The organism is Nitrosopumilus sp. S4 (assembly GCF_054515835.1).
Genome location: NZ_CM137258.1, coordinates 1,312,605 through 1,335,645, shown reverse-complemented (window position 1 = coordinate 1,335,645; position 23,041 = coordinate 1,312,605). Strand labels below are relative to the sequence as shown.

Here is a 23,041-nt window from a genome sequence, read left to right as displayed (position 1 = left end):
TTACCTACCAAATGTAATTACCGAAAAGACAAACTGAATAGTAAATCCTATAGCTCCAACACCACCAATTCCCAACAGTACTAATCTAAGATGCTGCTGATACTCATCTTTGTCTGGTTTTTTGGCCATTTTCATGGTATTAGCCATATTTTTCAAAGTTTGTCTTGGATTCATTGCTGGAAATTAATAAGGTGTCCTTATATCTCTTATCTCATGGAACTGCTGGTTGCATATCAGGATGACCCTGCTGGAAACAATATGGCAAAATTTCTTTCAAAAAATATGAAGAAAGAAGGAGATATTTTTCGTGGTCCAAACTATGATTTGCTAATTATTCCTACACCTGCAATTTCTGCAGATTGGTTAGAAGAAAAATATGATTATGGTGGTTTTGTATTTCTCTCAAAACATGCAGCTGAATCCGGTGTTTTAGCTTTGACATGTCATAGTACTGGAAATTTTTCAGAGGCAAAATTTGGTGGAAATGATAGACAAGTTGCAATTCCACACCCAAATCTTCAAAAAGCCTATCTTCAAGAATTATTCAAAAATCAATCTGAATTTTCAGAATTTCAGATCACAATAGAGGCAACTCATCATGGTCCGACTGGATTAACTAAACCCACAATATTCATTGAGATTGGAACCACTGAAAAACAATGGAATGATGTCCACCTTTGTAATTCGGTTGCATCTATAGTTCACAAAACTATGATCTCAAAAATTCCTGAGAATCCTGTAGCCCTTTGTTTTGGTGGAACACATTATCCCACAAAATTTACAAATGAATTACTTGAGGGAAAATATGCTCTAGGTACTGTAATTCCAAAACATGCATTGGATGAACTTGATGAATCATTATTTTTGCATATTCTTTCTCAAAATAGTATGGCAAAATTTGCATTACTTGATTGGGGTGGATTAGGTCCAAACAAACAAAAAGTTTTAGATTTTCTAAATTCAACAAATCTTGAGGTAATCAAACTTTGAATCTTGAACAAAAAATTTACAAAAAATTACTTGAAGTTCCTAAAGGTCAGATTACTACTTATGGCGATTTAGCAAAAGCAGTTGGTCTGAAAAATGGTCAAAGAGTTGTTGGGAAAATTATGAACAAGAACCCATACCCTGTAATTGTTCCGTGTCATAGAGTTGTAATGTCCACTGGGAAAATTGGAGGTTATGCATATGGTGAGCACATTAAAGCTAAGATGCTAAATGATGAAGGTATTAAAATTCATAATGGGAAAATTGTAGATTTGAAAAATCGAGTTTATATGTTCTAATCTTTTCGCTTTTCTTTGATTTCATCCATCAAAGTTCTAAGATGTGCTTTGTTTCTGACAGTGTTACCGCCGACTTTTTTATAGAGTGCCCAAAATTCAGGATTAGTCAAATCCTTTCTATCTTTTGCAATCTTCAATAATCTTCTAAGGGAACGAACTTTGGCAACATATACTTCTTTTTTACCAACTCTTGCTCCTTTTCTTCCTTGTTTTGAGCCTTGTTTTGTACCTCTCTTTCCTTTTTGATCCTTTTTAGATTGGGCTCTGCCTCTAGAAGTTCCTGTAAATGATTTTATCTTAATTGTATTTGCCGTAATTAGACTTCGAATATTTTCTCTTGTAATTGCATCAGCAATATCATCTAAATGATCAGTATCAAATCTAATTCTGTGGATACCTACACCAGTAACTCTGGCTGCTAGTCTTTTTTTAGCTTTAAGATTTACTACCAATTGCACTCACTCTAGCATTAAATATTTTGAACTTTTCTTCAACAGCTTTGGCAACGATTTCTTTTCGTTTTCTGGTTCCAACACCATGTCCAAATCTGACTCCGTCTTTTTTAGGATCTAATTTTTCTAAATCACTTAAATTGAAAACTAAATTATCTGTATATCCTGAAGGATGCAAACCTCTTGCTTCTTTTGGTCCCCCATAACCTACTTTAACAAGTCCTGGACGACCTCTACTTTTTTGCTTTCTCTGATGATTATCGATACCTTTTGGTTTTCTCCAGTTTGTTTGCAGTCTGACATATCTCCAGCTTTCTGGTCTGATGAAATCTGGATTGTGTTCTTTTACTTCCTGTCTCTTTGCAATCTTGTCTTTGTTGATCGGCATCATTGTCACTCTTGAATTTTGGAATAAATACGTTCCTAGACTAGAAAAAATTTCTGATAGGAAGAGATAATAAGGAAAATTTAGGCGGATCGAAATATCTTATGAATAGGCCTAGGATTCATAAAATTATTTTTGGAGGCGTAACCTTCTGACTCAAGTCGTAGGTACTTCTGTAACTGAGAAATTTTCAGCTCAACTCAAATCCTTTGGTATCAATCCATCCAAAGTCCATCGAAATCTTAGTGTTGAAGAAATGGTGCGTCTTGCAGTTGAAAGAAAAGAGGGTGTTGTAAATTCTACAGGCTCTCTATCTGTCAATACTGGGAAATATACTGGACGTTCACCAGATGATCGTTTTATTGTATATGATGATAAAACTCACGATACTATTGACTGGGGTAAAATTAATCATCAATTCCCTAGTGGCAAATTTGAAAAAATTTTGGAAAAGATGAAACAATTCGTTGATGACAAGGAACTCTTTGTTTTTGATGGATTTGTAGGAGCTGATCCTGATAATCAACTTGCAATCCGTGTAATCAATGATCGTGTTTGGCAAAATCTATTTGCAAGAAATTTGTTTATCCGTCCTACTGCTTCAGAACTTGAAAACCATGAACCTGAATTTACCATTCTATGCATTAATGATTTTGAAGCAGATCCTGAAGAAGATGGAACAAAATCTGATATTTTCATTTTAATAGATTTAACAAGAAAAATTGTTCTAATTGGAGGAACTGAATATGCTGGCGAGATGAAAAAGTCCATGTTTGGTGTAATGAATTTTCTTCTCCCTGACAGGGGTATCTTTCCTATGCATTGCTCTGCAAACATTGGAGAAAAAGGTGATACTGCATTATTTTTTGGATTATCCGGAACTGGGAAAACTACTCTTTCTGCAGATCCTCATAGAAAATTGATAGGTGATGATGAGCATGGTTGGTCTGATAATGGTACTTTTAATTTTGAAGGTGGATGTTATGCTAAATGTATAGATCTTAGTAAAGAAGCAGAACCTGAAATTTGGAATGCAATCAAACCAGGTGCCGTATTAGAGAATGTTGTTCTAAAGGATAATGTTCCTGATTTTGATGATAACAGTTTAACTGAAAACACACGAGTTGCATATCCATTAGATTACATTCCTGGTGCAGTAATTCCAAGTGTGGGTGGGAATCCAAAAGTGATTGTGTTCTTAACTGCTGATGCCTTAGGTGTTTTGCCTCCAGTATCTCGATTGACAAAGGAAGGTGCAATGTATCATTTCATGTCAGGATATACTAGCAAATTAGCAGGAACTGAAAGAGGAATTAAAGAACCAAAATCTGTTTTCTCTGAATGCTTTGGAGCCCCATTCATGCCTAGACCTGCTTCTGTTTATGCAAAACTCCTTGGTGATAAAATTAATCAGCATAATACTGTAGTCTACCTAATTAACACTGGATGGTCAGGGGGTCCATATGGGGTAGGAAAAAGAATAAAGATCAAGTATAGTCGTGCAATGGTTACTGCAGCCCTTAGTGGTGCACTTGACATTGTAAAATATCGTCATGATGATCTCTTTAATCTAGACATTCCTACAGAAGTTGATGGTGTCCCATCAGAAATTTTGGATCCAAAGAATACTTGGATTGACAAAGACTCCTATGATTTGTCTGCAAAGAAATTAGCTCAAATGTTTGTTGAAAACTTTACAAAATTTGAAAATGTTTCACAAGAGATTATTGATGCAGGCCCAAAAATTTCTAAATAGACTGTTTTTTAATTACTAATCCTATCATTCCCACAACAACAATTATCCCTGCAATTATTGCTACTTGCTTTTCTGGAATTTCTATTAATTCAAAGCTTTGTGATTCTGGAGATAGAGTGCTAATTTGTATGGTGTTATATGCACTAGATGTGTTTCCACCAACTCTAATCTTAGCATCTATCCAGTAAATTGAATTTTCATAAATCTTAATTGATGCTTTTTTATTTGGTGTTGTAGTTGTAGTGTGCACCATCCCATCTTTGCTATTTGTTACAGAAATTTTAGCAAAACTCCATTCATCGGGATGATATATTTCAAAGAACAAGTCTTGATTGTTTTGATTTACTGAAATTGAACCTTGAGTATAATGCAACAAAAATGGAATTCTATATTCTATACCTTCATGTGTAATCATAATTGTTCCTTCATGTTCTCCAAAATTATCCTCTAACATATTCATCCTGATATTCAAAATATTGTCATCTGATAGTTCGCCTCCAAAACCAATGAATTCGGGTCCATCAAATGTGACATCAAAACCGCCCCATGAACCATCTATTGATTTTAGATAGAATTGTTTTTCAACTAATTTATTATCTGATGATGCAATAGCAACAAAGTTTGGTGGTTCTATGATTAATTTTGCATTAAATGCATTTTCAATATCCAGTCTTCCTGCTCCTGCATCATTTACTGAAAATTCTTTCCCATAGGCATCAGATACAGGCACAACTGTAGTTAATAGGATGGATTTTAGTTCATGGTGGTGCAGCTCGGGATTCTTTTGTAACAATAAAGCTGCAGCTCCACTGACATGAGGAGCCGCATAACTTGTACCGCTTGTAAAATTGTAACCTGCATTATTCTGTGTGGTGTTAATGTAAGCTCCAGGTGCTACTAATTCTGGTTTAATGTAAAATGGTGATACTGGTCCACGTGAACTAAAATGTCCAACAAAGTCTGGATTGTAAAATAAATGAATAGTTGCATTATGACCATTATCTAGCGAATTTTTAATTTCTAGTCCTTCCTCTCTATCAATTGATACTACTGGAATTTTTGGCTCATAATCTGGCTCCATGAACTCATGAATCAATTCCCCCAAAAATATTCCTGGTTGGTTATTGTATACAATCAAAGCTTTAGCTCCAGCATTAGCTGCATTTTTTTCTTTAATTGAAAAATACAATAACTCTCCTTCCACATCACTTCCCCTCTCAACAATTAGAATTGAATCTTTGACATTCAGATCTTTTAATTCTTCAACTTTTCCATATCCTCCAAAAATAATTTTTCCAGAAATAGGATCTGATAATTGGGTAGAACCAACCATTGGAATTACTGTGTAAGGTTTACCATCTACTTCTAAAGTCGCCACCAAACTTGAAGTTAGATTGTTATATGTGGCACCAACTGTAACTGCTCCATAATTTCTTCCGGGACTCCCAATGGATTTAGAATCTGGTCCGTCGTTTCCAGCTGCAGTTACTACAAAAATTTCCTTCTCTAATGCATTATTTACTGCACGATCAATTTTTGAATTTGTTTTGTTAACTCCTAAACTGATATTGATAATATCTGCTCCATCCTCAATTGCCCTGTTGATTGCCCTAGTGATAAGCTCTGATGATACTCCTTCTCCATTTTCTGAGACTTTGTATGCCAAAATTTTTGCCTTTGGTGCAACTCCTTTGATTTGACCGTCTGCTGCAATCACTCCTGCTACTTGAGTTCCATGACCGTTGGTATCTAGAGGTGGTTGTCCTTCGTTAATGAAATTGTATCCGCCAACTACTTTGCCTTCTGGACCAAACCCTAAAAGATCTGGATGGTTATAGTCAACACCAGTATCTATTACTGCAACTTTAATTCCGGTACCGTCAATTCCTTTCATCCTTGGAATGTCAGTTCCAATAAATGGTACACTCCTCTCCAAAAATATGTGTGATTCAGTATTGTCTTGAATTATCTGAAACAATAGAATTCCTCCAAACAATATAAAAAATGCAGAAAAAACTAATGAGAATTTCACAATTTTTTTAAGAAATTTAACAAGTAAAAATGAATTGCTTTCTAAAGCAATAAATGGAATACCATTTAAAATGAAATCATGGGAAAATACACACTTCCAGAAATGCCCTATGCTTATGATGCATTAGAACCTCACATTGATGCAAGAACAATGGAGATTCATCACACCAAGCATCATCAGACATACACTGACAAATTAAATGCAGCCTTAGAAACATGTCCTGCAGAAATTCAGGAAAAAGATATTCTTGAAATCTTATCTGATATTAAATCAGTACCAGAGGACAAGAGAGGCGCAATTAATTTCAACGGTGGCGGTTATGATAACCATAGGCTATTTTGGAACAACATGAAACCTAACGGCGGTGGAGAACCTGGAGGTTCTGTTGCAGATGCAATCAAAGAATCCTTTGGAAGCTTCGCTGACTTTAAGGAGAAATTTTCATCCACTACAGCAGTAATTCAAGGCAGTGGTTGGGGATGGTTAGTATACAATCCTTCTTCTGGAAAGGTTGAGTACAAATCAATGCCAAACCAAACTAGTCCTAGAACTGAAGGATTAGTGCCATTATTGGGCTGTGATGTATGGGAACATGCATACTATCTCAACTATCAAAACAAAAGACCTGACTATATTGCCGCATGGTGGAATGTAGTTAATTGGGATGAAGTTGAGAAAAGATTCTCCAAAGCAAAATAAATCTTTATTCTTTATTTTTTATTTATTCAAGAATTTTCTATTACTTTAATCTGGAATGAATTTATAACCATCTGAGAGCTGTTTGTTGTAAATGAGTGAAGAACAAGCCGAGCAATTAATGCAACAAATGCAAATGCTTGAAACATATTTTTCTGATCTATCTCAAAGAGAGTCCACCTTCCTAAATATTCTAAGAGAAGCAGTTGCTGCAATCGAGTCTATTCAATCACTTGGTAAGAACCCTGAATCTGACACTCTAATTCCAATTGGTATGGGAACATACATCCCAACAAAAGTTTCCTCTTCAAGTAAAATAGTTTTGAATATTGGCGCTGGTGTTGCTGTGGAAAAAGATTTCCCATCTACAATTAATTATCTTGAAGCAAGAATCAAAGAAATTGAAGTAGCTTTACAAGATACTGCTGCAAAAAAACAGGATGCAGCTGCTAGATTAGAACAAGGCAAAGCCCAAATTAATCAATTAATGCAATCAATGCAACAACCTAAATCGGGATAAACCATGTTTGATAAACTTCGTAATGCATTCTCTAATGCAGCGAAAAGTCTTGGTGAAAAAGAACTACATGATAAAGATATTGAAGATATTCTATTTGAATTAGAGATTTCTCTTATGGAATCTGATGTTGCAACCGAAGTTATCGAATCAATTAAAGCAGATCTTAAAGAAAAACTAATCGGTTCTAAAGTTGATAAAAATGAAATTGAGAAATTTGTTAAAGATAGTTTAATTTCTAGCATATCCTCATTATTTGATTCAGCAGGTTCTGTTGATTTATTTGCAAAAATTAATGAAAAAAAGAATCAGAATCAACCCTTCTTAATCTTGTTTGTTGGAATCAATGGTACTGGAAAAACTACTTCATTGGCCAAAGTAGCTTACATGCTTCAACAAGCAAAATATTCTGTAGTGATTGCAGCTGCTGATACATTCAGAGCAGGCGCAATAGAACAATTACGTGAACACTCTAACCGTCTAAATTTGAAACTTGTTGCACAAAATTACAATTCGGATCCTGCAGCAGTTGCAAGAGATGCTGTTTTGTATGCAAAATCTCACAAAACTGATTGTGTTTTGATTGATACTGCTGGAAGAATGCAAACTAGCAAAAACTTGATGGAGCAAATTGAAAAAATTACCAAGGTTGTAAATCCTGATATGAAAATTTTCGTTGGGGATTCATTGGCTGGTAATGATACTGTAAATCAAGCACGAGAATTCTTTGAGCATGTGAAATTTGATGGCTCTATTTTAACAAAAAGTGATGCAGATGCACGTGGCGGTGCTGCTTTATCTATTGTCAAAGTCACTTCAACACCTGTTCTCTATGTTGGTGTAGGCCAAGAATATCCAGATTTAATTCCTTTTGATAAGGAAACATTTCTAGAAACTGTCTTTGGTTCTTTGGATAATGTGGTAATGAAATCACCAGAACCAACACCAGAACCAACACCAGAACCAACACCAGAACCAACACCAGAACCAACACCAGAACCAACACCAGAACCAACACCAGAACCAACACCAGAACCAACACCAGAACCAACACCAGAACCAACACCAGAACCAACACCAGAACCAACACCAGAACCAACACCAGAAAATTCTACAATTGATCCATTTGATGGAATTATGGATGATGACATTGCAACATATTCTGATCTATTTGATGTTCCACCACCTGAAAATGATGATGATGCAATCAAACTTGGAAATAAAATACGTGATTGGATAAAAAATGGAAGACCAAACCCTGGAGAATCTAAGAGTAAACATGATGATAGTGTTCAGACTGAAGATAAAGAAGAGATACAAAAACATGATAAAGAAGAAAAACCTAAAAAGAAAAGAGGTATGTTTGGATTTTTTAAGAAATGAAACTAAAATCAAAAAATTTACTCACATTAGCGGAATTATCTCCAAAGGAATTTTTGGGATTAATTGACAATGCAATTAAACTCAAAAAAGAATTAAAAAAAGGATTCACAAAACCTATTTTAAAAAATAAAACATTGACAATGGTTTTTCAAAAACCATCAACTCGAACACGTGTGAGTTTTGAAGTTGGAATGTATCAATTAGGAGGATATTCGTTAAATCTATCATCTAATGATATGCAACTATCTCGTGGTGAATCTATAGAAGACACTGCAAAAACTCTTTCTAGATATACTGATTGTATTATGGCTCGGGTCTATGATCATAAATTATTGGAAAAATTATCTCAACATGCAAGTGTACCTGTCATTAATGGACTGTCTGATTCATATCATCCATGTCAAATACTTGCTGACTTTATGACAATTAAAGAAAAAAAAGGAAAACTCAAAGGATTAAAAATTGCTTGGATAGGTGATGGAAATAATGTTTGCAATTCTATGATTTATGGTGCTTCTTTATCTGGAATTAGTATGTCTATTGCCACACCAAAAGGGTTTGAACCTGACAAAAATGTTCTAAAGGAAGCAAAAAAATCAACAAAAATTGAATTGACTTCAGATCCTTTTGTTGCTGTAAAAAATGCAGATGTTGTAATTACTGATACATATTCCTCGATTCATAACGATGATCCAAAAAGAATTAAAAAATTTCTTCCAAAGTTTCAAGTTAATTCAAAACTAATGAAAGCTGCAAAGAAAAATGCGATCTTTATGCATTGTCTTCCTGCTAAAAGAGACCAAGAAGTAACATCATCAGTAATTGATGGACCTCAATCAGTAATTTGGGATGAGGCAGAAAACCGTCTTCATTCTCAGAAAGCTTTGCTAGTTGCTCTAATTCACGGTTAACGTATATAAGAGAAGGTTCAAACTCGATTTCTGTAGATGGCCTATTCAACAATATTAAGAAGACTTAGAGAAGAAAAGACCAATTATAAAAAACGTGGAACCATGCTTACTGGAAAGCGAGATTTTATCACTGTCAATATTACTAATGAAAATACCCAAGTCCAAATTCTAACACCTGGAATGACTGGAGACAAAGTCATCTCATTTGCCCATTCTAGATCTTTAATTGACAAAGGATGGAAAGGTTCTAGAAAAAGTATTCCAGCTGCATACTTGACAGGTTATTTGGCAGGAAAGAAAGCAATTGGAAAAGGTGCTAAAGATGCTATCTTGTATACTGGTACTAGAAAATATACTCAAAGAATGGCTGCTGCACTCAAAGGTGTAATTGATGCAGGTGTTCAAGTTCCAGCTTCAGAAGAAACATTTCCTCCAACTGAAAGAATCAATGGCGAGCATCTTACTGTTAAAAATGATATTTCAAAAATTAAATCGACAATTGATAGTGAGGTCAAATAGAAATGAGTCAAGCTACACAAGCAAAGAGTCCTCAGAGACAATCCGGACAACGAGGTAGAGGCCCACCAGTATATGGAAGCGGTCCACCTGGAGGAGTTAAAGGTGGTAATGATCGTCCTAGAAGACCTAGAAGAGAACCAGAAGAAGAAGTTTGGGTTCCAAAAACTATCTTGGGAAAGAAAGTTGCTTCAGGAGAAATTTCCTCTTTAGAAGAAATTATTGAAGCTGGATTAAGAATTCAAGAATCTGGAATTATTAAGAAACTACTTCCTGATTTGAAGAGTGAAGTAGTAGATGTTGGAATTATTCAAAAAATGACCTCTAATGGCCAATCAACTAGATTCAAAGCTATAGTTGCTGCAGGAAATGAAAATGGATATTTGGGAATTGGTCAAGGCAAATCAAAACAAATGCGAATTGCAATTGAAAAAGCAACAAGTCAAGCATTTCTTAATGTTAATCCAATCAAATTGGGATGTGGAAGTTGGGAATGTCGATGTGATCAAAAACATTCCATTCCATTCAAAGTTCGAGGAAAAGGTGGAAGCGTTACAATAGAAATTATTCCTGCTCCTCGTGGCTTAGGTTTAGTTGCTGGCGGTAAAATTAAACGATTATTGGAATTAGCTGGTCTTAAAGATGCATGGACTACCGCTAAAGGCTCCACTCCTACAATGAATTCAACTTCAAAAGCAATTCTGGACTGTCTAAGACAGACATTTAGTCAAGGTTGATTTAAAATGGCAAATGCATATCTCGTTGTTAGAATTAAAGGTCAGGCTGATTGTCCATACTGGGCAACCCATACCATGACTTTATTAAAATTAGATAAAAAATATCGTGCAACCATTCTTCCAGCTAAAGATAACACTTTGGGAATGCTAAAAAAAGTACAACACTATGTTACATGGATTGAACTTGATTCCTCTTTGGCAAAAGAACTAATTGATAAAAAAGCAAGAAAAGGTGGATATCAAAAAATTACACCAGAAGATCTTAAAGAACTAGGATTTTCAAGTTCTGATGAATTAGGAACTGCATTAGCAGATGGAAAAGCAGTTTTATCAAAATTAAAACCTCTCAAACCTTGGTTTGCTTTAGCACCTCCAAGATTAGGATTCAAACGAAGTACCAAGAGACTCTATGGACAAAAAGGTGTACTTGGACATAACAAAGAACTTGATGCAATTGTACGGAGAATGATATAGAATGGCAACTAGATTGAGAAAAACTAGACGACTAAGAGGCGGACGACATATGGGATGGGGACAAGTAGGTCAACATCGCGCAAGTGGTCATAAAGGCGGTCTTGGAGTTACTGGTATGATGAAGCATCATTGGAGTACTACATTAAAAGATGAGCCAGATCATTATGGACATGATTCAACTAAACCACCTCACCCAAATATTACAAAAAAATGGACTAGCATCCGTGATCTTGATGACCTGTTCACAAAATTCGGAAAAGAAGAAGGGGGTAAAAAAATCGTAGACCTTGAAAGCGCAGGATACGAAAAACTCCTTGGTGGCGGAAAAATTGCAAATGCATATTCCGTCAAAGTAAAACAATTTACAGCATCTGCTGAAGAGAAACTAAAAGCTGTTGGGGGAGAAGTGTTATCCGATAATGGCTGAAGGTAGTCTCACTACATACATTCGAAAAGTTGTTTTCAAAGCAGAACCATACCTTCCTCAAGTTCCAAAACCTAAAAAGAAAATTCCTCTTCAAACTAGGCTTCTCTGGTGTGGAGTTGCATTACTCATCTACATGGTTATGGGTCAAACACCACTATTTGGTGCAACTGCCCCTCAATTTGATTTTCTAGCATTTGCTAGAGTTATTTTTGCATCTCAGCAAGGAACACTTGTTGAATTAGGGATAGGGCCGATTGTAACAGCTGGACTCTTGATGCAATTGCTTAGGGGTTCAGATATTCTGAAATTTGATTTTAAAAAGCCTGAAGAGAGAGGAATATTTCAGACTGCAACTAAACTTGTAACATATGTTGTAATTGTAGCTGAATCAATTGTATATGCAGTTGCTGTATATGGACCTGGAGTTTCAGAGCCACACTTTCTGTATGTGATGATAGGGCAGCTGATGGCAGCGTCTGTTATTATCATGTTCTTAGACGAATTAATCCAGAAAGGTTGGGGTATTGGAAGTGGAATTAGTCTGTTTATCATGGCAGGTGTTGCACAACAGATCCTGTGGAGTTTGTTTAGTCCGTTACCTGCAGGAGATGGAGGAACAATTGGAATTATTCCTTACATTGGACAATCTATTGTAGGTGGTGACTTGTCAAATGTCTTCTTCCGTTCAAATCAACTCCCGAGCATCTTTGGAATATTCTTAACAGCTGGAATTTTACTGATACTTGTATTTACACAAGGAATGAAAATTGAGATTCCTATTGTTTCTACCAAATACAGAGGCTTCTCTGCAGTTTATCCAATCAAACTAATGTATGTCTCTAACATTCCTGTCATTTTAGCATCTGCGTTGACTGCAAATGCTGTTTTCATATTCCAAATGCTTTGGGCAAACATGAACCCGCGAAACAATAATTTCTTTATGAATTTTATAGCACAGTTTGATCCTACTAGTCCTTCAACACCAATTGGTGGTCTAATCTACTACATCACTCCTCCAAGAGGACTAGATGTAGCAGCTTTGGATCCAATGCGTGCAGTAGGGTATGTTTTGTTTATGATTGGAATTGTGGTTGTATTTGGAAGATTGTGGGTAGAGCTTGGTGGATTATCTCCAAAGAGTGCTGCTCAAAATTTGCTTGATGCAGATGTACAAATCCCTGGATTTAGAAGATCAAATGCCCCAGTTGAAGCATTACTAAACAAGTACATTCCATCTGTCACTATAATTGGTTCAATGATCTTGGGTCTATTGGCAGGTGTTTCAGATGTGCTTGGTGTATTTGGTTCTGGAATTGGAATTTTGCTTATGGTTGATATCCTGATTAACTATTATACGCAACTAGTACGAGAACAAGTAGAGGTAGTAATGCCGCGATTGGGTGCTTTGCTTGGTAGAAAATAAGAAAATAGTGATGGTGGGAATTGCTGGTGTTGGAAAGACCACCCTGCTATCAAAAATTGTTGAAATTCTCAAAAATAACAATAAAAATGTCAATGTGATGAGTTATGGTACATTGATGTTTGATGTTGCCAAAGAAAACGGATTACAAGATAGGGATGAACTCCGAAAATTACCTGTATCAGAACAACAAAAGCTTCAAAAAATCGTTGCAGAAAAAATTGCTTCCCAAAATGAACAAATCGTAATAATTGATACTCATGCATTTATCAGTTCTCCTGAAGGATATTATCCTGGATTACCAGAGCATGTATTGAAAATTATCAAACCATCAAACTTTATTTCAGTTTCTGCAAAACCTGAAGAAATTTACAACAGAAGAATGAAAGATGATACTCGAAATAGAGATAAAATTACTATTGAAAATATAAAAAAAGAGTTAGATGTTCAATCTGGAATGATCTCTGCGTGTGCTGTAATCACAGGCTCTCCAGTCAAACACATTCTAAATGGCGAGGGAAAGATTGATGAAGCAGCTGCTAAACTAATAAAGGCAATAGGACTGTAAAAAATGGATTTTAACTTTATTCTACTCTTCATTGATTCAATTTTTCTTCAATTTGATTTTCTAGGTGGTGAATCTAAACATCTTGGAAGCGATGATCCAATTATTCAAGGATTAATAATCTCAATGTTTGCAGTATCTGGGTTTGGAATTATTCTAAATGTGTTTAATGCTGCAGTAAGAAAGAAGATGGTTGATCAGACCAAACTCAAAAGAATCATGAAAGAAACACGAGCTTGGCAAAAAGAAAGAATGGCTGCAATGAGATCAAAAGATCAGGCCAAAATTAACGAGTTGAGCAAAAAATCCTCCTACATGAACAAAATGTCAATGGAGATGATGCAGATGAATATGAGGCCAATGATGATTACATTTGTTCCATTAATCTTGATATTTTATCTGGTATTGCCACAATTATTCTCATACACTGTTGCACTGTCCCCTATTCCTCTAAATGTAATTCCTGGTGATTTCTTCCAACTAACATGTACTGCCGAACAAGCAGCTAACATAGAAGATGTTTGTCCTAAAGAAAATGCACTATATCTCTGGGCATGGTACTTTCTATCATCCATTGCATTTAGTGGCATTATTATGAAACTAACTAAAACATCAATGGATCTCAGTTGAAAAAATCCATTGTAATTTCTGGGCCTCCAGCAGTAGGAAAAACCACTGTTGCCAAAGGCCTAGCTGATGAATTTAACTTGCAATATCTTAGTGGTGGAGACGTTCTAAAGGAGATGGCAAAAGAGCAAGGGTTTGATTCAGATGGAGATGATTGGTGGGATACTGAAGATGGTATGAAATTCCTAAAACAGAGAGAGGAAAATTCTGAATTTGATAAAAAATTAGATGATAAACTCATTACATTATTTAATCAAGGTGGGATGGTAATTACCAGCTATACCTTGCCTTGGTTAGTTGATAATGGAATTAAGATTTGGTTGGAGGGCTCTCATGCAAGCAGTACAAAAAGAATGCAAACACGTGATAACATGAGCTCTGAGGAGGCATATGAGATTACAAAAAAACGATTTGATAGAAACAAAGCACTCTACAAGAAACTATATAATTTTGATTTTGGTGATGACACATCTGTTTTTGATTTAATAATTAATACTGATCATCTCACTGCCCAACAAGTTATAGATGTGACAAAAGAGACTGTAAGGAAACTACAATGACTCTAAAACAATTAGAAAATTTAATTGAAATTGATCAAGATATTACTGATGATGCATATGGCACTTATTATGATAAAAGAACTATAGAGCAACTACTAAACTATGGAATTATAATTTTAGATAAACCACCTGGTCCAACAAGTCATGAAGCGGTTGCATGGGCAAAACGAATTTTGAAATTACCTAAAATTGGACACAGTGGAACACTTGACCCTCAAGTATCTGGTGTTCTGCCATTGGGATTAGGTGAGGCAACAAAAGCACTTGGTGTTTTACTATTTGGACCAAAGGAATATCATGCACTGGGAAGAGTTCACTCTCTTCCATCAAAAGAAAAACTGCATGAAGTAATTGATATGTTTAGAGGTGAGATTTTCCAAAAGCCTCCACAACGTTCAGCAGTAGTTAGACAAACTAGAAGCAGAACTATCTATGAATTAGAAGTATTGGAGCAAAAAGAAAGACTGCTCTTAATGAGAGTATTATGTGAAGCTGGAACCTATATTCGAAAATTATACTATGATATTGGAGAAATTTTGGGGCCTGGTGCTACCATGATTGAGCTGAGAAGAACCAGAGTTGATCAATTCTATGAAACAGATGGATTAGTTACTCTCCATGAATTAGCTGATGCATATGCTCTGTGGGAGGAGAAAAAAGATGATACAAAACTCATGAAAATGATAAAACCAGTTGAATATGCTCTAAGTGAATTAAAATCAGTTGTAATTCGTGACTCTGCAATTGATGCAATGTGTCATGGTGCACAACTTGCAATTCCTGGAATACTAAAGATATCTCCTAATCTAAAAAAGGGTGATTTTGTTGCAGTTTATACTCAGAAAGGAGAGGCAGTGGCCCTTGCAGAAGCTACGATGACTGAAGAAGAGATACGAGATGCAACAAAGGGATATGCATTTGAAACCAGGCGAATCATAATGGCTCCTAACACATATCCAAAAAAATGGAGAAGCAAACCAACTCCTCCAAAGGATTAAAAAATCATGGTTTTATTTTAGAAGAAATTGTTAGCAAAAAGTTTAGTAGTTTTTATTGCAATTGGTGTGGTTTCCGGACTTGGATTGGGTGTTTATCTAATTGATTTGAAAAATACTAGTCAACTTGAATTCGTTGATGGTCCATCAATTTCAGTAGTTACTGAAAAGACTGATTTTAAACAAGGTGAAGAAATCCTAATTCGAATAGTTAATTCTGGAACCATTCCTTTGGTATTCTCTGATTCTTCATATGGCTTGAGAATTACTGGCCTGTCTGGAATCTTGATGTATTCTCCATTAATTTCTACAGAAGAAATTATTCCCATTTTGGAACCACGTGATGAAATAGAGTTTTCTTGGGATCAAATAAAAAATGATGGTGATTTAGCTCATGAAGGTCTGTACAAAATTTCAGCAAAAGGTGTGGATTCTAATGGCAACAAAATTGAGAAATCAACTACTGTGACAATTTGGAAGTAATTTTGAATTTTTCAAAGTACATAATATATAATCAAATTTGCTCAATTCATTTGTCGCAAGACTTGTGCCGGGGTCGCCTAGCCTGGTAGGGCGCGCGCCTGGAAATAATTAACCATAAAGCGCGTTCTCGCAAGGGAACGGGAGTTCAAATCTCCCTCCCGGCGCCATTTACTTTTTAAAATGGATTTAACTCGATTTGATTTTAATATTTGATTTTTTCCTGATCAAAATCAAAATAGGAATTGCTGGGATCAAAATAATGACCATAAAAAATACTGCAATAGATGCATAATCATTTACAAATAATTTTGTTTCAAACCATGCCTGTGGTAGAATTGTTAGAAAGTCTTCTCCAGAGAAATCTTCTATAGTTCCAATTGCTAGACTGTATTTTCCACTTTGGCTTTTCTCATCGGAGACCACAATAAAATACTGACCGTCTTCAGGAATTTCTGTTTTGATTTCTTGTCTTTCCCAGTATATTACTTGACCAAATGGTTCATAAAATTCTGTACCTGGAAATTCTCCAACATATGGATATTTTTTAACATCTTGATTCTCAATTATATCGCCTTGAAATTCATTGGTAACAAGAAACATTGTTGGTGCATACTCTTCCAACCCTTGAATTTTTGGAATTACAATGCTTGCATAAAATGAATCTCCTTGTAATGCATTAAACTTGTAATATTTTGCCTCATTTGCACCTAGATTTTCATAGACTGCCCATGATATTTTGTGATCAGGAATATTCAATGCTGTATTAAAATCTCGATGTGATTCATCATGTAAAATTAATTTGTGTGCATATGCTGAATTACTCATCATTAAAATTACAACAAAGGTAATGATGAAAATTGCTTTCATGCAACTGTTTCTAAAATTTTGTATATTAACTGGAACTGAAAATATTCAAGTTAGCACTAGTTTTAATTTTGAGCACTATTCATATATTAACAATCCATAAGATGTATATGAATCAGCAACTTGCTCAATCATGTGCTTCTTGTGGAAATGAATTTTATGAGTGGGCTTGTGATTATTGCTATGGCAAATCTGTGATGAGAAAAATTGGAGAAGAAAAAATTGCTCAAATTAGATGAAATTGACTATACCTCTAGTGTTAGTGATACAAAAATTCCCATTCGTCTTGCATTTACCAAACCAAATGGAGCACCAAATGTTCTCTCCTTATGGCATATCTACCTAGATGGTGCAATTTACTGTGCTACTCAAAAAACTGCAAAAATTGTATCATATCTTGAGAATCATCCTCTTTGTGGCTTTGAAATAGCTACGGACAAACCTCCTTACAAGGGTATTCGTGGGGAAGGGATAGCAGAAATAATTGAAAGGGATGGTCAAAAAATTCTTGATTTATTGATTGACAAGTATTTGGGAGATAAGGAATCAAAACTATCCAAATTTTTAAAAGAACATTCTAAAAATGAGGTTGCAATAAGAATTAATCCTCAAAAGATTTTCACATATGATTATTCTAAGCGAATGAAGGATATTTGATGATGACTGCAGATCATGGATGTCCTACGTGTGGTTCTAAAAATTTTGGAAATATTGAGATGAAAAAAAATTCAGATGGTGTTTCAACATGGAAAAATCAATGTTATTCATGTAAGAAATTTTGGTATTCTTCTCCGTAATTAATTAGAAAAATCAGTCAGAACAGAAACTGATTAGTTTGTTTTTCTTAACTATTCCTATATTTTACCTATCGAATCAAATTATGAGTGTGTATAATTTCTTATTGATAAAATACAATATTTTTTTTATAAAAAATGAAACGATGGGGAATCTTAACATCTGATCTTTTTGATAATTTATGGTTAATAGAACAGTTCAAAGAGCATATGAAATCCTTGAAGGAACAACTAATGATAAAATTACAAAGAGTTTTCAGATATTCATAATTACATTAATCGCAGTTAACGTTCTAGTTGTTATTATTGAAACCGAGGAGTCAGTACTTGATGAATATGGTTATTTTTTTACTCCTTTTGAGGTCTTTTCAGTTCTAGTCTTTACAGCAGAATATATCAGCCGAATAATGCTTTGCAAATTAAATCCAAAATATAACAAATCTCGATATGGGATTTTGAGATTTTTGGTATCTCCAATGATGTTAGTTGATCTTGCTGCAATCTTACCATTCTTCTTACCATTTGTGGTGGCAGATGTTAGATTCATCCGAATTATTCGACTTTTGAGATTGTTCAGATTATTCAAACTTGCAAGATACTCTGAACCTATGCAAACCCTTGGCGATGTATTCAGGGCTAAAGCTGGTGATTTGGCAGTTGCATTTTTTATTTTGTTTATTGTATTGATCTTTGCATCCAGTTTAATGTATCATGCAGAACATGAAGCCCAACCTGCTGTTTTCTCTAGTATTCCTGCATCAATGTGGTGGGGAATTGTCACCCTTACTACAATTGGATATGGTGATGTTTATCCTGTAACTGTGCCTGGAAAATTAATTGCAGCAGGGGTGGCAGTTATTGGAATTGCCGTATATGCAATACCTACGGGTATTATGGCCTCTGCATTTACAGAAGAACTTAGAAAGAAAAAGGATTCTAAAAACAGAACATGCCCCCATTGTGGAAAGGAATTTCTAGATTAAAATTAAAAAATTCAAGCCCAAGTGACTATTCTTTGTTTATCATAGTATAATCCCAAAAACATTGAAAGTGTAATTCTTGGTGTCTCTCCTTTGATTTTTGTAACTCTGTGATAATAATTTGGATTAAATATTACTAAATCTCCTGCACGTAGATTTGAAATTACGCATTTTTGTGAAGTTTTTACAATTTCTGAAGAATAATCAAAATCGATATTTCTAAACCTCTCATTTTTCTTCTCCCACTTTTTTTTGTATATTACTAAATTCCCCCCTGCTTCTGATTCTTGTAAATGAAGAATACATGATAATTGACTATCTATATCAGATATGTTGTATTCCCTACCTTCATATTTTATATTGTCTTTGTGAATTGGGATCTTCTTTCCTTTTTTGTACACTCTAATCATACATGGTGAATAGTTGTTATCAGAATCATTTGCTAATGTAACTGAATTGACATGGAATAATTTTTTTACCATTTTTTGAATTTCATCAATTGGATTTAGATTTACTAGAAGTGATTCAAATAATTTTTGATTCTTTTTTGTATCCTCAAAATATTCTCTTTTCCTTGTAATGTATTCCATTAGAAAGGAACCGACATGTTTCAATTCATCACTGTTAAAATCAACCAATGGCGAATTTTTTATTCTGTTGGTAATTGAATTGCATGAATCTTTATCATAGAAATTTCTAATTATTATTGCTGGTATTTCACCAGATGATAATAATTCCAAATACCTGGCATTTGGTTTTATATTTTCAATTTTTTTGGAGTCCACACTAATATCCGCCTACCCCAGAATGAGACACTTTTGATAACAAAATTCCCGAATTATCCCTGTCTTTAATTTCGCATTTTAGAAAGGCGTCAATCAGGCATGATTTCATTATTTCCTCAGTTCTTTCTTCCTCATTTTGAGGTAGTCCTGGAACGTCAGCCTCTATAATCTTAATTTTTTCTGTATCGGAATAGTTTTCCTTGTTTCCATCTTTTCTATGAGTAATTGAAATTTCAAATGTATTATTTGATAAAATCTGATTACCGTTTCCCCATATGATGTCTGCCATGTATTAGATTCGTCTTTTTAGCATATTAGTTGTGTTGCAAAATTTTATTTTTAGCACTAGGTATGGCTAGTGATATTTTTGGTATTTTTAAATTAGTTTGTCTGAATTTTAAATTCTGGAAATTGTTATTTTGGAAAATAACGAATTGTTAAAATGATTTATATAAAATCTAGAAAATACTACTGAGTGTTTTTAATTTTTTAATATCTGTGATCTCAATATCTCCACTCAAAGTAACAATTTTGGCTAGTTTTGGATTTGCTTTTTCTCCTAATTTCAAAACTGGTTCTCCCTTTAATCTGATTTCGAGTGTTATTTTTTCTTCTTTTAGTTTTTTTGCAAGCTCCTTTCCCTCTGATAATTGTTTGATGAAACTTGGTTTTGATGAAACTTTTATTGGAATGTCTATGATGTCGATGATTCTCAAATCTTTTGTAGCATTAAAATTAATTGCAGGAGAATCTCCACAGGATATTTTCATGCTGCCATTTTCCAGATAAGTTAAAAAATTGGCGGGAAGGTTTGTCATTTTTTCCTTCACACACCTATTTTGCAGTAATTGTCAGTTTGCCTGTCAAACCAACTGTACCTGTTGGGATAATTTTACCGTCTTTTTCGACCTTACCTTTCATCTCTAAACCATCAAAATCATAGGTTATTGAGGCGTGCTTTTCTGTAAGTTTGTCAAAAACTTCGGCTAGTAAATTTGCCCATTCTTGTTCTTCAGTCATACTCTCATCATACTTTTGCAGTATATAACATAGGGGTAAAATAAAATTCTAGTGGTAACTTTTTTGAATATTTTGATATTCATGCAAAGCTATTATGTTGTGAAAAGTATTTTGTTTTGTGTACAAAAAATCATTATTTGTTTTTAGAAGGGATTTACGATTAGATGATAATACTGGATTAATTCAAGCACTAAATAATTCTAAGTATGTTATTCCATGTTTTATCTATGATGATAATATTCTACAAAGTTCAAGAAACTCAGAATTTAGAAATAATTTTCTAAATGAATCATTAATGGAGTTAGATGAAGAATTAAAAAAGAAAAAATCTTCATTGCAAATTTTCAAGGGATCCCCTGAAAGAATAATTAAAGAACTTATTTCAATTCATAAAATTGATGCCGTATTTTTGAATACTGACTTTACAAATTATTCACTAAAAAGAGATGCAAAAATAAATCAACTTTGCAAAAATTCCAAAGTTGCTTTTCATAATATTCTTGATTTTCTCTTACACAATCCAAATGATATTAAAACTAATGAAGGAAAGCCATACACAATTTATTCTCATTTTTACAAAAAAGCAAGACAGTTTCCTGTTAGAAAGATTTTAAAAAATTCTAAAAGCAACTATTACGCAAAAAATATCTCCTCTGCGTCAATCATTTCTCCTACTAATTTAGAATCACAAATTTCTGGTGGGCGAAATTCTGCATTACATATTTTAAAAAACTTGGATAAGTTTCAAGACTATGATAAGGCAAGAAATTATCCTGCACTGGATTCTACTACAAAAATGTCAGCCCACAACAAATTTGGCACTGTATCCATTAGGGAGGTTTATCATGCAATTCTAGATGCCCTTGGGCAGGATCATACTCTAATGGGTGAGATTTACTGGAGAGAGTTCTTCAGCCATATTCTCTTTCATTTTCCTTGGGCTCAAAGAAAGTCATTTAAGACTAAATTTCAGAAAATCCCTTGGTCAAAATCAGAGGCAAACTTTGAGAAATGGTCCAAGGGAATAACGGGTTTTCCTATAATTGATGCAGGCATGAGGGAACTAAATGGCTCGGGATTTATGCATAATAGAGTTAGAATGATTGTAGCCTCATTTCTAACAAAAGATCTTCACATTGATTGGAGAAGAGGTGATCAATACTTTGCAAAAAAACTAGTTGACTATGATCCTGCTGTAAACTCTGGTAATTGGCAGTGGGCAGCATCAACTGGTTGTGATGCAGTTCCTTATTTTAGAATCTTTAATCCGTGGTTGCAGCAACAAAAATTTGATTCTGATTGTGAGTATATTAAAAGATGGATTCCTGAATTAAGTGGTGAACTACCTAAAACCATTCATAATTTATGGAAAGACTTTCCTGCAAATTTAAAATATCCAAAACCCATGATTCATCACAAGTTAGAATCTCAAAAAACAAAAGAGATATTCAAATCTCAAAAATAATTTTTAAAAATATAAAGGGAGATGTAATCTCCGCTATATTTTAGGATTCATTGAAGAAATAAAAGAGTCTATCATGCTTTTGTTTAAATCTGCAAAAGCATTAGAGTTTTCATTCCATGTCTTGATATTTTGTTTAGTTGCATCAATTGATGCAATTGATATCTTGTTTTGAACATTTATTGCTCTATTTAGTTTTTCATTTGAATCATGTATTATTTTCGATGATGCCTCTGGAAGATTTGATTTTATTCCTGCCTTTGTTGCAAATTCCTTTTGAACATCAATAGCAGATGATGCTATATTTTTCCACCCTTCAACATATTCTTGATATAGATTTGTAGTTGCTTGGTGAAATTGTGGAATTGCTTTTTCTATATTTGAATAGAAATTATCTACACTATCTTTCCATACTGAATAGATATCCTTCTGATTGCTTGTATTTTCTATTTTACTCATAATCACACCTCCTCCTATTGATTAAGTATAATCTACTTGAATTCCTCAAGTAGGTCTTGGTCTTTGAAGATCCATGACAACCCAATCATGTCTGTTGCACTAACTGAGAGAGGGTTTTTGGCCTCACTTTCAATCAGGGATTGGCTTGGTTTATCAAACTTGTATTGTATTATTTGCATGAGTTACCTTAGGTGGAGGATTATATCATAATACCAGATACTTTGTGGTATGCTATTTTGATTTTTATTTGAATCCCGTAATTGGTTCAAACCTTATAGGATTCAAATCATCTAGGTTCAAATTTTGTAAAATCTTTTGTATTATTTTCACTATAATATTGTGGAAAAAGTATCCTATTGGATCCGATCTTTATTTCTGATGGAAACTTTTTCCATTTTATCAAAAATTAACTTCATAACTTACCTAAATACATATACCATTTATTAAGAACTTGA

33 protein-coding genes and 1 tRNA gene are annotated in these 23,041 nt (G+C 34.2%); 23 read left to right on the top strand and 11 right to left on the bottom strand.

Translation table 11 applies throughout. The features are described 5' to 3' along the window. Positions 1-174, bottom strand: a complete 174-nt coding sequence (locus ACX119_RS07935) for a protein translocase SEC61 complex subunit gamma (protein WP_148703898.1) — start codon at positions 172-174, stop codon at positions 1-3. A 39-nt stretch (positions 175-213) separates the two neighbouring features. Between ACX119_RS07935 and ACX119_RS07930 the strand changes: the two genes are divergently transcribed. Both ACX119_RS07930 and ACX119_RS07925 read left to right on the top strand, forming a co-directional pair. Then, complete coding sequence (locus tag ACX119_RS07930; protein ID WP_459350735.1) at positions 214-990, top strand: D-aminoacyl-tRNA deacylase; 777 nt, start codon at positions 214-216, stop codon at positions 988-990. Beyond that, positions 987-1,286 (top strand): methylated-DNA--[protein]-cysteine S-methyltransferase, encoded by a 300-nt coding sequence (locus ACX119_RS07925; RefSeq protein WP_459350734.1) that lies wholly within the window; start codon positions 987-989, stop codon positions 1,284-1,286. The genes ACX119_RS07930 and ACX119_RS07925 overlap by 4 nt, the downstream gene beginning before the upstream one ends. On the opposite strand, the gene ACX119_RS07920 is transcribed toward ACX119_RS07925, so the two are convergent. Beyond that, the gene (locus tag ACX119_RS07920) at positions 1,283-1,738 is read right to left on the bottom strand and encodes a 50S ribosomal protein L19e (protein WP_459350733.1); all 456 of its coding nucleotides are present in this window, start codon (positions 1,736-1,738) and stop codon (positions 1,283-1,285) included. The two genes, ACX119_RS07925 and ACX119_RS07920, sit on opposite strands and share 4 nt — an antisense overlap. Beyond that, positions 1,722-2,126 (bottom strand): 50S ribosomal protein L32e, encoded by a 405-nt coding sequence (locus tag ACX119_RS07915; protein WP_459352016.1) that lies wholly within the window; start codon positions 2,124-2,126, stop codon positions 1,722-1,724. The genes ACX119_RS07920 and ACX119_RS07915 overlap by 17 nt, the downstream gene beginning before the upstream one ends. Positions 2,127-2,337: 211 nt before the next feature. On the opposite strand from ACX119_RS07915, the gene pckA reads away from it, so the two are divergent. After that, positions 2,338-3,879 carry a phosphoenolpyruvate carboxykinase (ATP) gene (gene pckA, locus ACX119_RS07910; protein WP_459352015.1) on the top strand — a complete coding sequence of 514 codons (1,542 nt, stop codon included), beginning with the start codon at positions 2,338-2,340 and terminating at the stop codon, positions 3,877-3,879. On the opposite strand, the gene ACX119_RS07905 is transcribed toward pckA, so the two are convergent. Then, positions 3,872-5,857, bottom strand: coding sequence for a S8 family serine peptidase (locus tag ACX119_RS07905; protein WP_459350732.1), 1,986 nt, complete (start codon positions 5,855-5,857; stop codon positions 3,872-3,874). The genes pckA and ACX119_RS07905 overlap by 8 nt on opposite strands. A 132-nt stretch (positions 5,858-5,989) precedes the next feature. Between ACX119_RS07905 and ACX119_RS07900 the strand changes: the two genes are divergently transcribed. The 15 genes from ACX119_RS07900 to ACX119_RS07830 all read left to right on the top strand — a co-directional run bounded on the left by ACX119_RS07900 (position 5,990) and on the right by ACX119_RS07830 (position 16,389). Continuing rightward, positions 5,990-6,610 (top strand): superoxide dismutase, encoded by a 621-nt coding sequence (locus tag ACX119_RS07900; protein ID WP_459350731.1) that lies wholly within the window; start codon positions 5,990-5,992, stop codon positions 6,608-6,610. 91 nt (positions 6,611-6,701) lie between these two features. Next, entirely contained in the window at positions 6,702-7,127 is a 426-nt protein-coding gene (gene pfdA, locus ACX119_RS07895; protein ID WP_459350730.1) for a prefoldin subunit alpha, read from the top strand. Positions 7,128-7,130: 3 nt separating this feature from the next. After that, entirely contained in the window at positions 7,131-8,507 is a 1,377-nt protein-coding gene (ftsY, locus tag ACX119_RS07890) for a signal recognition particle-docking protein FtsY (protein ID WP_459350729.1), read from the top strand. Then, positions 8,504-9,418: an ornithine carbamoyltransferase gene (argF, locus tag ACX119_RS07885; protein WP_459350728.1), complete on the top strand. Its 915-nt coding sequence runs from the start codon at positions 8,504-8,506 to the stop codon at positions 9,416-9,418. The genes ftsY and argF overlap by 4 nt, the downstream gene beginning before the upstream one ends. Positions 9,419-9,454: 36 nt before the next feature. Next, positions 9,455-9,937: a 50S ribosomal protein L18 gene (locus ACX119_RS07880; RefSeq protein WP_459350727.1), complete on the top strand. Its 483-nt coding sequence runs from the start codon at positions 9,455-9,457 to the stop codon at positions 9,935-9,937. A 2-nt stretch (positions 9,938-9,939) separates the two neighbouring features. Continuing rightward, positions 9,940-10,671, top strand: coding sequence for a 30S ribosomal protein S5 (locus ACX119_RS07875; protein ID WP_459350726.1), 732 nt, complete (start codon positions 9,940-9,942; stop codon positions 10,669-10,671). 6 nt (positions 10,672-10,677) lie between these two features. Next, the gene (locus tag ACX119_RS07870; RefSeq protein ID WP_459350725.1) at positions 10,678-11,145 is read left to right on the top strand and encodes a 50S ribosomal protein L30; all 468 of its coding nucleotides are present in this window, start codon (positions 10,678-10,680) and stop codon (positions 11,143-11,145) included. Position 11,146: 1 nt separating this feature from the next. Next, positions 11,147-11,572 (top strand): uL15 family ribosomal protein, encoded by a 426-nt coding sequence (locus tag ACX119_RS07865; RefSeq protein ID WP_459350724.1) that lies wholly within the window; start codon positions 11,147-11,149, stop codon positions 11,570-11,572. Next, positions 11,565-12,995: a preprotein translocase subunit SecY gene (gene secY, locus ACX119_RS07860; protein ID WP_459350723.1), complete on the top strand. Its 1,431-nt coding sequence runs from the start codon at positions 11,565-11,567 to the stop codon at positions 12,993-12,995. Before ACX119_RS07865 ends, secY begins: the two co-directional genes overlap by 8 nt. Beyond that, entirely contained in the window at positions 12,973-13,560 is a 588-nt protein-coding gene (locus ACX119_RS07855) for an adenylate kinase (RefSeq protein WP_459350722.1), read from the top strand. The genes secY and ACX119_RS07855 overlap by 23 nt, the downstream gene beginning before the upstream one ends. Before the next feature lie 3 nt (positions 13,561-13,563). Then, positions 13,564-14,187: an EMC3/TMCO1 family protein gene (locus tag ACX119_RS07850; protein ID WP_459350721.1), complete on the top strand. Its 624-nt coding sequence runs from the start codon at positions 13,564-13,566 to the stop codon at positions 14,185-14,187. Continuing rightward, on the top strand, positions 14,184-14,744 hold the full coding sequence (gene cmk / locus ACX119_RS07845) for a (d)CMP kinase (RefSeq protein WP_459350720.1): 561 nt from the start codon (positions 14,184-14,186) through the stop codon (positions 14,742-14,744). Before ACX119_RS07850 ends, cmk begins: the two co-directional genes overlap by 4 nt. Then, positions 14,741-15,742: an RNA-guided pseudouridylation complex pseudouridine synthase subunit Cbf5 gene (locus tag ACX119_RS07840; protein ID WP_459350719.1), complete on the top strand. Its 1,002-nt coding sequence runs from the start codon at positions 14,741-14,743 to the stop codon at positions 15,740-15,742. The genes cmk and ACX119_RS07840 overlap by 4 nt, the downstream gene beginning before the upstream one ends. 27 nt (positions 15,743-15,769) lie before the next feature. Continuing rightward, on the top strand, positions 15,770-16,222 hold the full coding sequence (locus tag ACX119_RS07835) for a hypothetical protein (protein ID WP_459350718.1): 453 nt from the start codon (positions 15,770-15,772) through the stop codon (positions 16,220-16,222). Positions 16,223-16,288: 66 nt separating this feature from the next. Next, a tRNA-Ser gene (locus ACX119_RS07830) sits at positions 16,289-16,389 on the top strand. Positions 16,390-16,408: 19 nt separating this feature from the next. On the opposite strand, the gene ACX119_RS07825 is transcribed toward ACX119_RS07830, so the two are convergent. Then, positions 16,409-17,089, bottom strand: coding sequence for a hypothetical protein (locus tag ACX119_RS07825; RefSeq protein WP_459350717.1), 681 nt, complete (start codon positions 17,087-17,089; stop codon positions 16,409-16,411). A 107-nt stretch (positions 17,090-17,196) separates the two neighbouring features. On the opposite strand from ACX119_RS07825, the gene ACX119_RS07820 reads away from it, so the two are divergent. The 4 genes from ACX119_RS07820 (at position 17,197) to ACX119_RS07805 (ending at position 18,863) form a co-directional block, all read left to right on the top strand. Continuing rightward, complete coding sequence (locus ACX119_RS07820; protein WP_459350716.1) at positions 17,197-17,325, top strand: hypothetical protein; 129 nt, start codon at positions 17,197-17,199, stop codon at positions 17,323-17,325. Then, entirely contained in the window at positions 17,309-17,743 is a 435-nt protein-coding gene (locus tag ACX119_RS07815; protein ID WP_459350715.1) for a pyridoxamine 5'-phosphate oxidase family protein, read from the top strand. The genes ACX119_RS07820 and ACX119_RS07815 overlap by 17 nt, the downstream gene beginning before the upstream one ends. Beyond that, entirely contained in the window at positions 17,743-17,883 is a 141-nt protein-coding gene (locus ACX119_RS07810) for a hypothetical protein (RefSeq protein WP_459350714.1), read from the top strand. Before ACX119_RS07815 ends, ACX119_RS07810 begins: the two co-directional genes overlap by 1 nt. A 179-nt stretch (positions 17,884-18,062) precedes the next feature. Then, a complete protein-coding gene (locus tag ACX119_RS07805) occupies positions 18,063-18,863 on the top strand; it encodes an ion transporter (RefSeq protein ID WP_459350713.1) in 801 nt (266 codons plus the stop codon). Positions 18,864-18,874: 11 nt separating this feature from the next. Here ACX119_RS07805 and ACX119_RS07800 read toward each other — a convergent pair whose 3' ends face one another. The 4 genes from ACX119_RS07800 to ACX119_RS07785 form a co-directional block, all read right to left on the bottom strand. Continuing rightward, on the bottom strand, positions 18,875-19,645 hold the full coding sequence (locus tag ACX119_RS07800) for a 2OG-Fe(II)-dependent halogenase WelO5 family protein (protein ID WP_459350712.1): 771 nt from the start codon (positions 19,643-19,645) through the stop codon (positions 18,875-18,877). Between the two features lies 1 nt (position 19,646). Further along, positions 19,647-19,934, bottom strand: a complete 288-nt coding sequence (locus ACX119_RS07795) for a hypothetical protein (RefSeq protein ID WP_459350711.1) — start codon at positions 19,932-19,934, stop codon at positions 19,647-19,649. Between the two features lie 169 nt (positions 19,935-20,103). After that, positions 20,104-20,415, bottom strand: coding sequence for a hypothetical protein (locus ACX119_RS07790; protein ID WP_459350710.1), 312 nt, complete (start codon positions 20,413-20,415; stop codon positions 20,104-20,106). 64 nt (positions 20,416-20,479) lie between these two features. Beyond that, positions 20,480-20,665 carry a hypothetical protein gene (locus tag ACX119_RS07785; protein WP_459350709.1) on the bottom strand — a complete coding sequence of 62 codons (186 nt, stop codon included), beginning with the start codon at positions 20,663-20,665 and terminating at the stop codon, positions 20,480-20,482. A gap of 118 nt (positions 20,666-20,783) precedes the next feature. On the opposite strand from ACX119_RS07785, the gene ACX119_RS07780 reads away from it, so the two are divergent. Then, the gene (locus ACX119_RS07780; protein ID WP_459350708.1) at positions 20,784-22,130 is read left to right on the top strand and encodes a cryptochrome/photolyase family protein; all 1,347 of its coding nucleotides are present in this window, start codon (positions 20,784-20,786) and stop codon (positions 22,128-22,130) included. Positions 22,131-22,163: 33 nt separating this feature from the next. Here the strand turns inward: ACX119_RS07780 and ACX119_RS07775 are convergent, their stop codons facing one another. Continuing rightward, positions 22,164-22,586: a hypothetical protein gene (locus ACX119_RS07775; protein WP_459350707.1), complete on the bottom strand. Its 423-nt coding sequence runs from the start codon at positions 22,584-22,586 to the stop codon at positions 22,164-22,166. A gap of 32 nt (positions 22,587-22,618) precedes the next feature. Beyond that, entirely contained in the window at positions 22,619-22,765 is a 147-nt protein-coding gene (locus tag ACX119_RS07770) for a hypothetical protein (protein WP_459350704.1), read from the bottom strand. Positions 22,766-23,041 lie beyond the last annotated feature (276 nt).

Bases quoted from the DNA above. Each gene is read 5' to 3' on its own strand.
- ACX119_RS07900 (WP_459350731.1), top strand. From the start codon at position 5,990: ATGGGAAAATACACACTTCCAGAAATGCCCTATGCTTATGATGCATTA.
- ACX119_RS07795 (WP_459350711.1), bottom strand. From the start codon at position 19,934: ATGGCAGACATCATATGGGGAAACGGTAATCAGATTTTATCAAATAAT.
- argF (WP_459350728.1), top strand. From the start codon at position 8,504: ATGAAACTAAAATCAAAAAATTTACTCACATTAGCGGAATTATCTCCA.
- ACX119_RS07840 (WP_459350719.1), top strand. From the start codon at position 14,741: ATGACTCTAAAACAATTAGAAAATTTAATTGAAATTGATCAAGATATT.
- ACX119_RS07825 (WP_459350717.1), bottom strand. From the start codon at position 17,089: ATGAAAGCAATTTTCATCATTACCTTTGTTGTAATTTTAATGATGAGT.
- ACX119_RS07930 (WP_459350735.1), top strand. From the start codon at position 214: ATGGAACTGCTGGTTGCATATCAGGATGACCCTGCTGGAAACAATATG.
- ftsY (WP_459350729.1), top strand. From the start codon at position 7,131: ATGTTTGATAAACTTCGTAATGCATTCTCTAATGCAGCGAAAAGTCTT.
- ACX119_RS07785 (WP_459350709.1), bottom strand. From the start codon at position 20,665: ATGACTGAAGAACAAGAATGGGCAAATTTACTAGCCGAAGTTTTTGAC.
- ACX119_RS07875 (WP_459350726.1), top strand. From the start codon at position 9,940: ATGAGTCAAGCTACACAAGCAAAGAGTCCTCAGAGACAATCCGGACAA.
- ACX119_RS07850 (WP_459350721.1), top strand. From the start codon at position 13,564: ATGGATTTTAACTTTATTCTACTCTTCATTGATTCAATTTTTCTTCAA.
- ACX119_RS07790 (WP_459350710.1), bottom strand. From the start codon at position 20,415: ATGAAAATATCCTGTGGAGATTCTCCTGCAATTAATTTTAATGCTACA.
- ACX119_RS07810 (WP_459350714.1), top strand. From the start codon at position 17,743: ATGATGACTGCAGATCATGGATGTCCTACGTGTGGTTCTAAAAATTTT.
- ACX119_RS07770 (WP_459350704.1), bottom strand. From the start codon at position 22,765: ATGCAAATAATACAATACAAGTTTGATAAACCAAGCCAATCCCTGATT.
- ACX119_RS07865 (WP_459350724.1), top strand. From the start codon at position 11,147: ATGGCAACTAGATTGAGAAAAACTAGACGACTAAGAGGCGGACGACAT.
- ACX119_RS07820 (WP_459350716.1), top strand. From the start codon at position 17,197: ATGAATCAGCAACTTGCTCAATCATGTGCTTCTTGTGGAAATGAATTT.
- ACX119_RS07870 (WP_459350725.1), top strand. From the start codon at position 10,678: ATGGCAAATGCATATCTCGTTGTTAGAATTAAAGGTCAGGCTGATTGT.
- ACX119_RS07880 (WP_459350727.1), top strand. From the start codon at position 9,455: ATGGCCTATTCAACAATATTAAGAAGACTTAGAGAAGAAAAGACCAAT.
- ACX119_RS07935 (WP_148703898.1), bottom strand. From the start codon at position 174: ATGAATCCAAGACAAACTTTGAAAAATATGGCTAATACCATGAAAATG.
- secY (WP_459350723.1), top strand. From the start codon at position 11,565: ATGGCTGAAGGTAGTCTCACTACATACATTCGAAAAGTTGTTTTCAAA.
- ACX119_RS07915 (WP_459352016.1), bottom strand. From the start codon at position 2,126: ATGCCGATCAACAAAGACAAGATTGCAAAGAGACAGGAAGTAAAAGAA.
- ACX119_RS07805 (WP_459350713.1), top strand. From the start codon at position 18,063: ATGGTTAATAGAACAGTTCAAAGAGCATATGAAATCCTTGAAGGAACA.
- ACX119_RS07775 (WP_459350707.1), bottom strand. From the start codon at position 22,586: ATGAGTAAAATAGAAAATACAAGCAATCAGAAGGATATCTATTCAGTA.
- pfdA (WP_459350730.1), top strand. From the start codon at position 6,702: ATGAGTGAAGAACAAGCCGAGCAATTAATGCAACAAATGCAAATGCTT.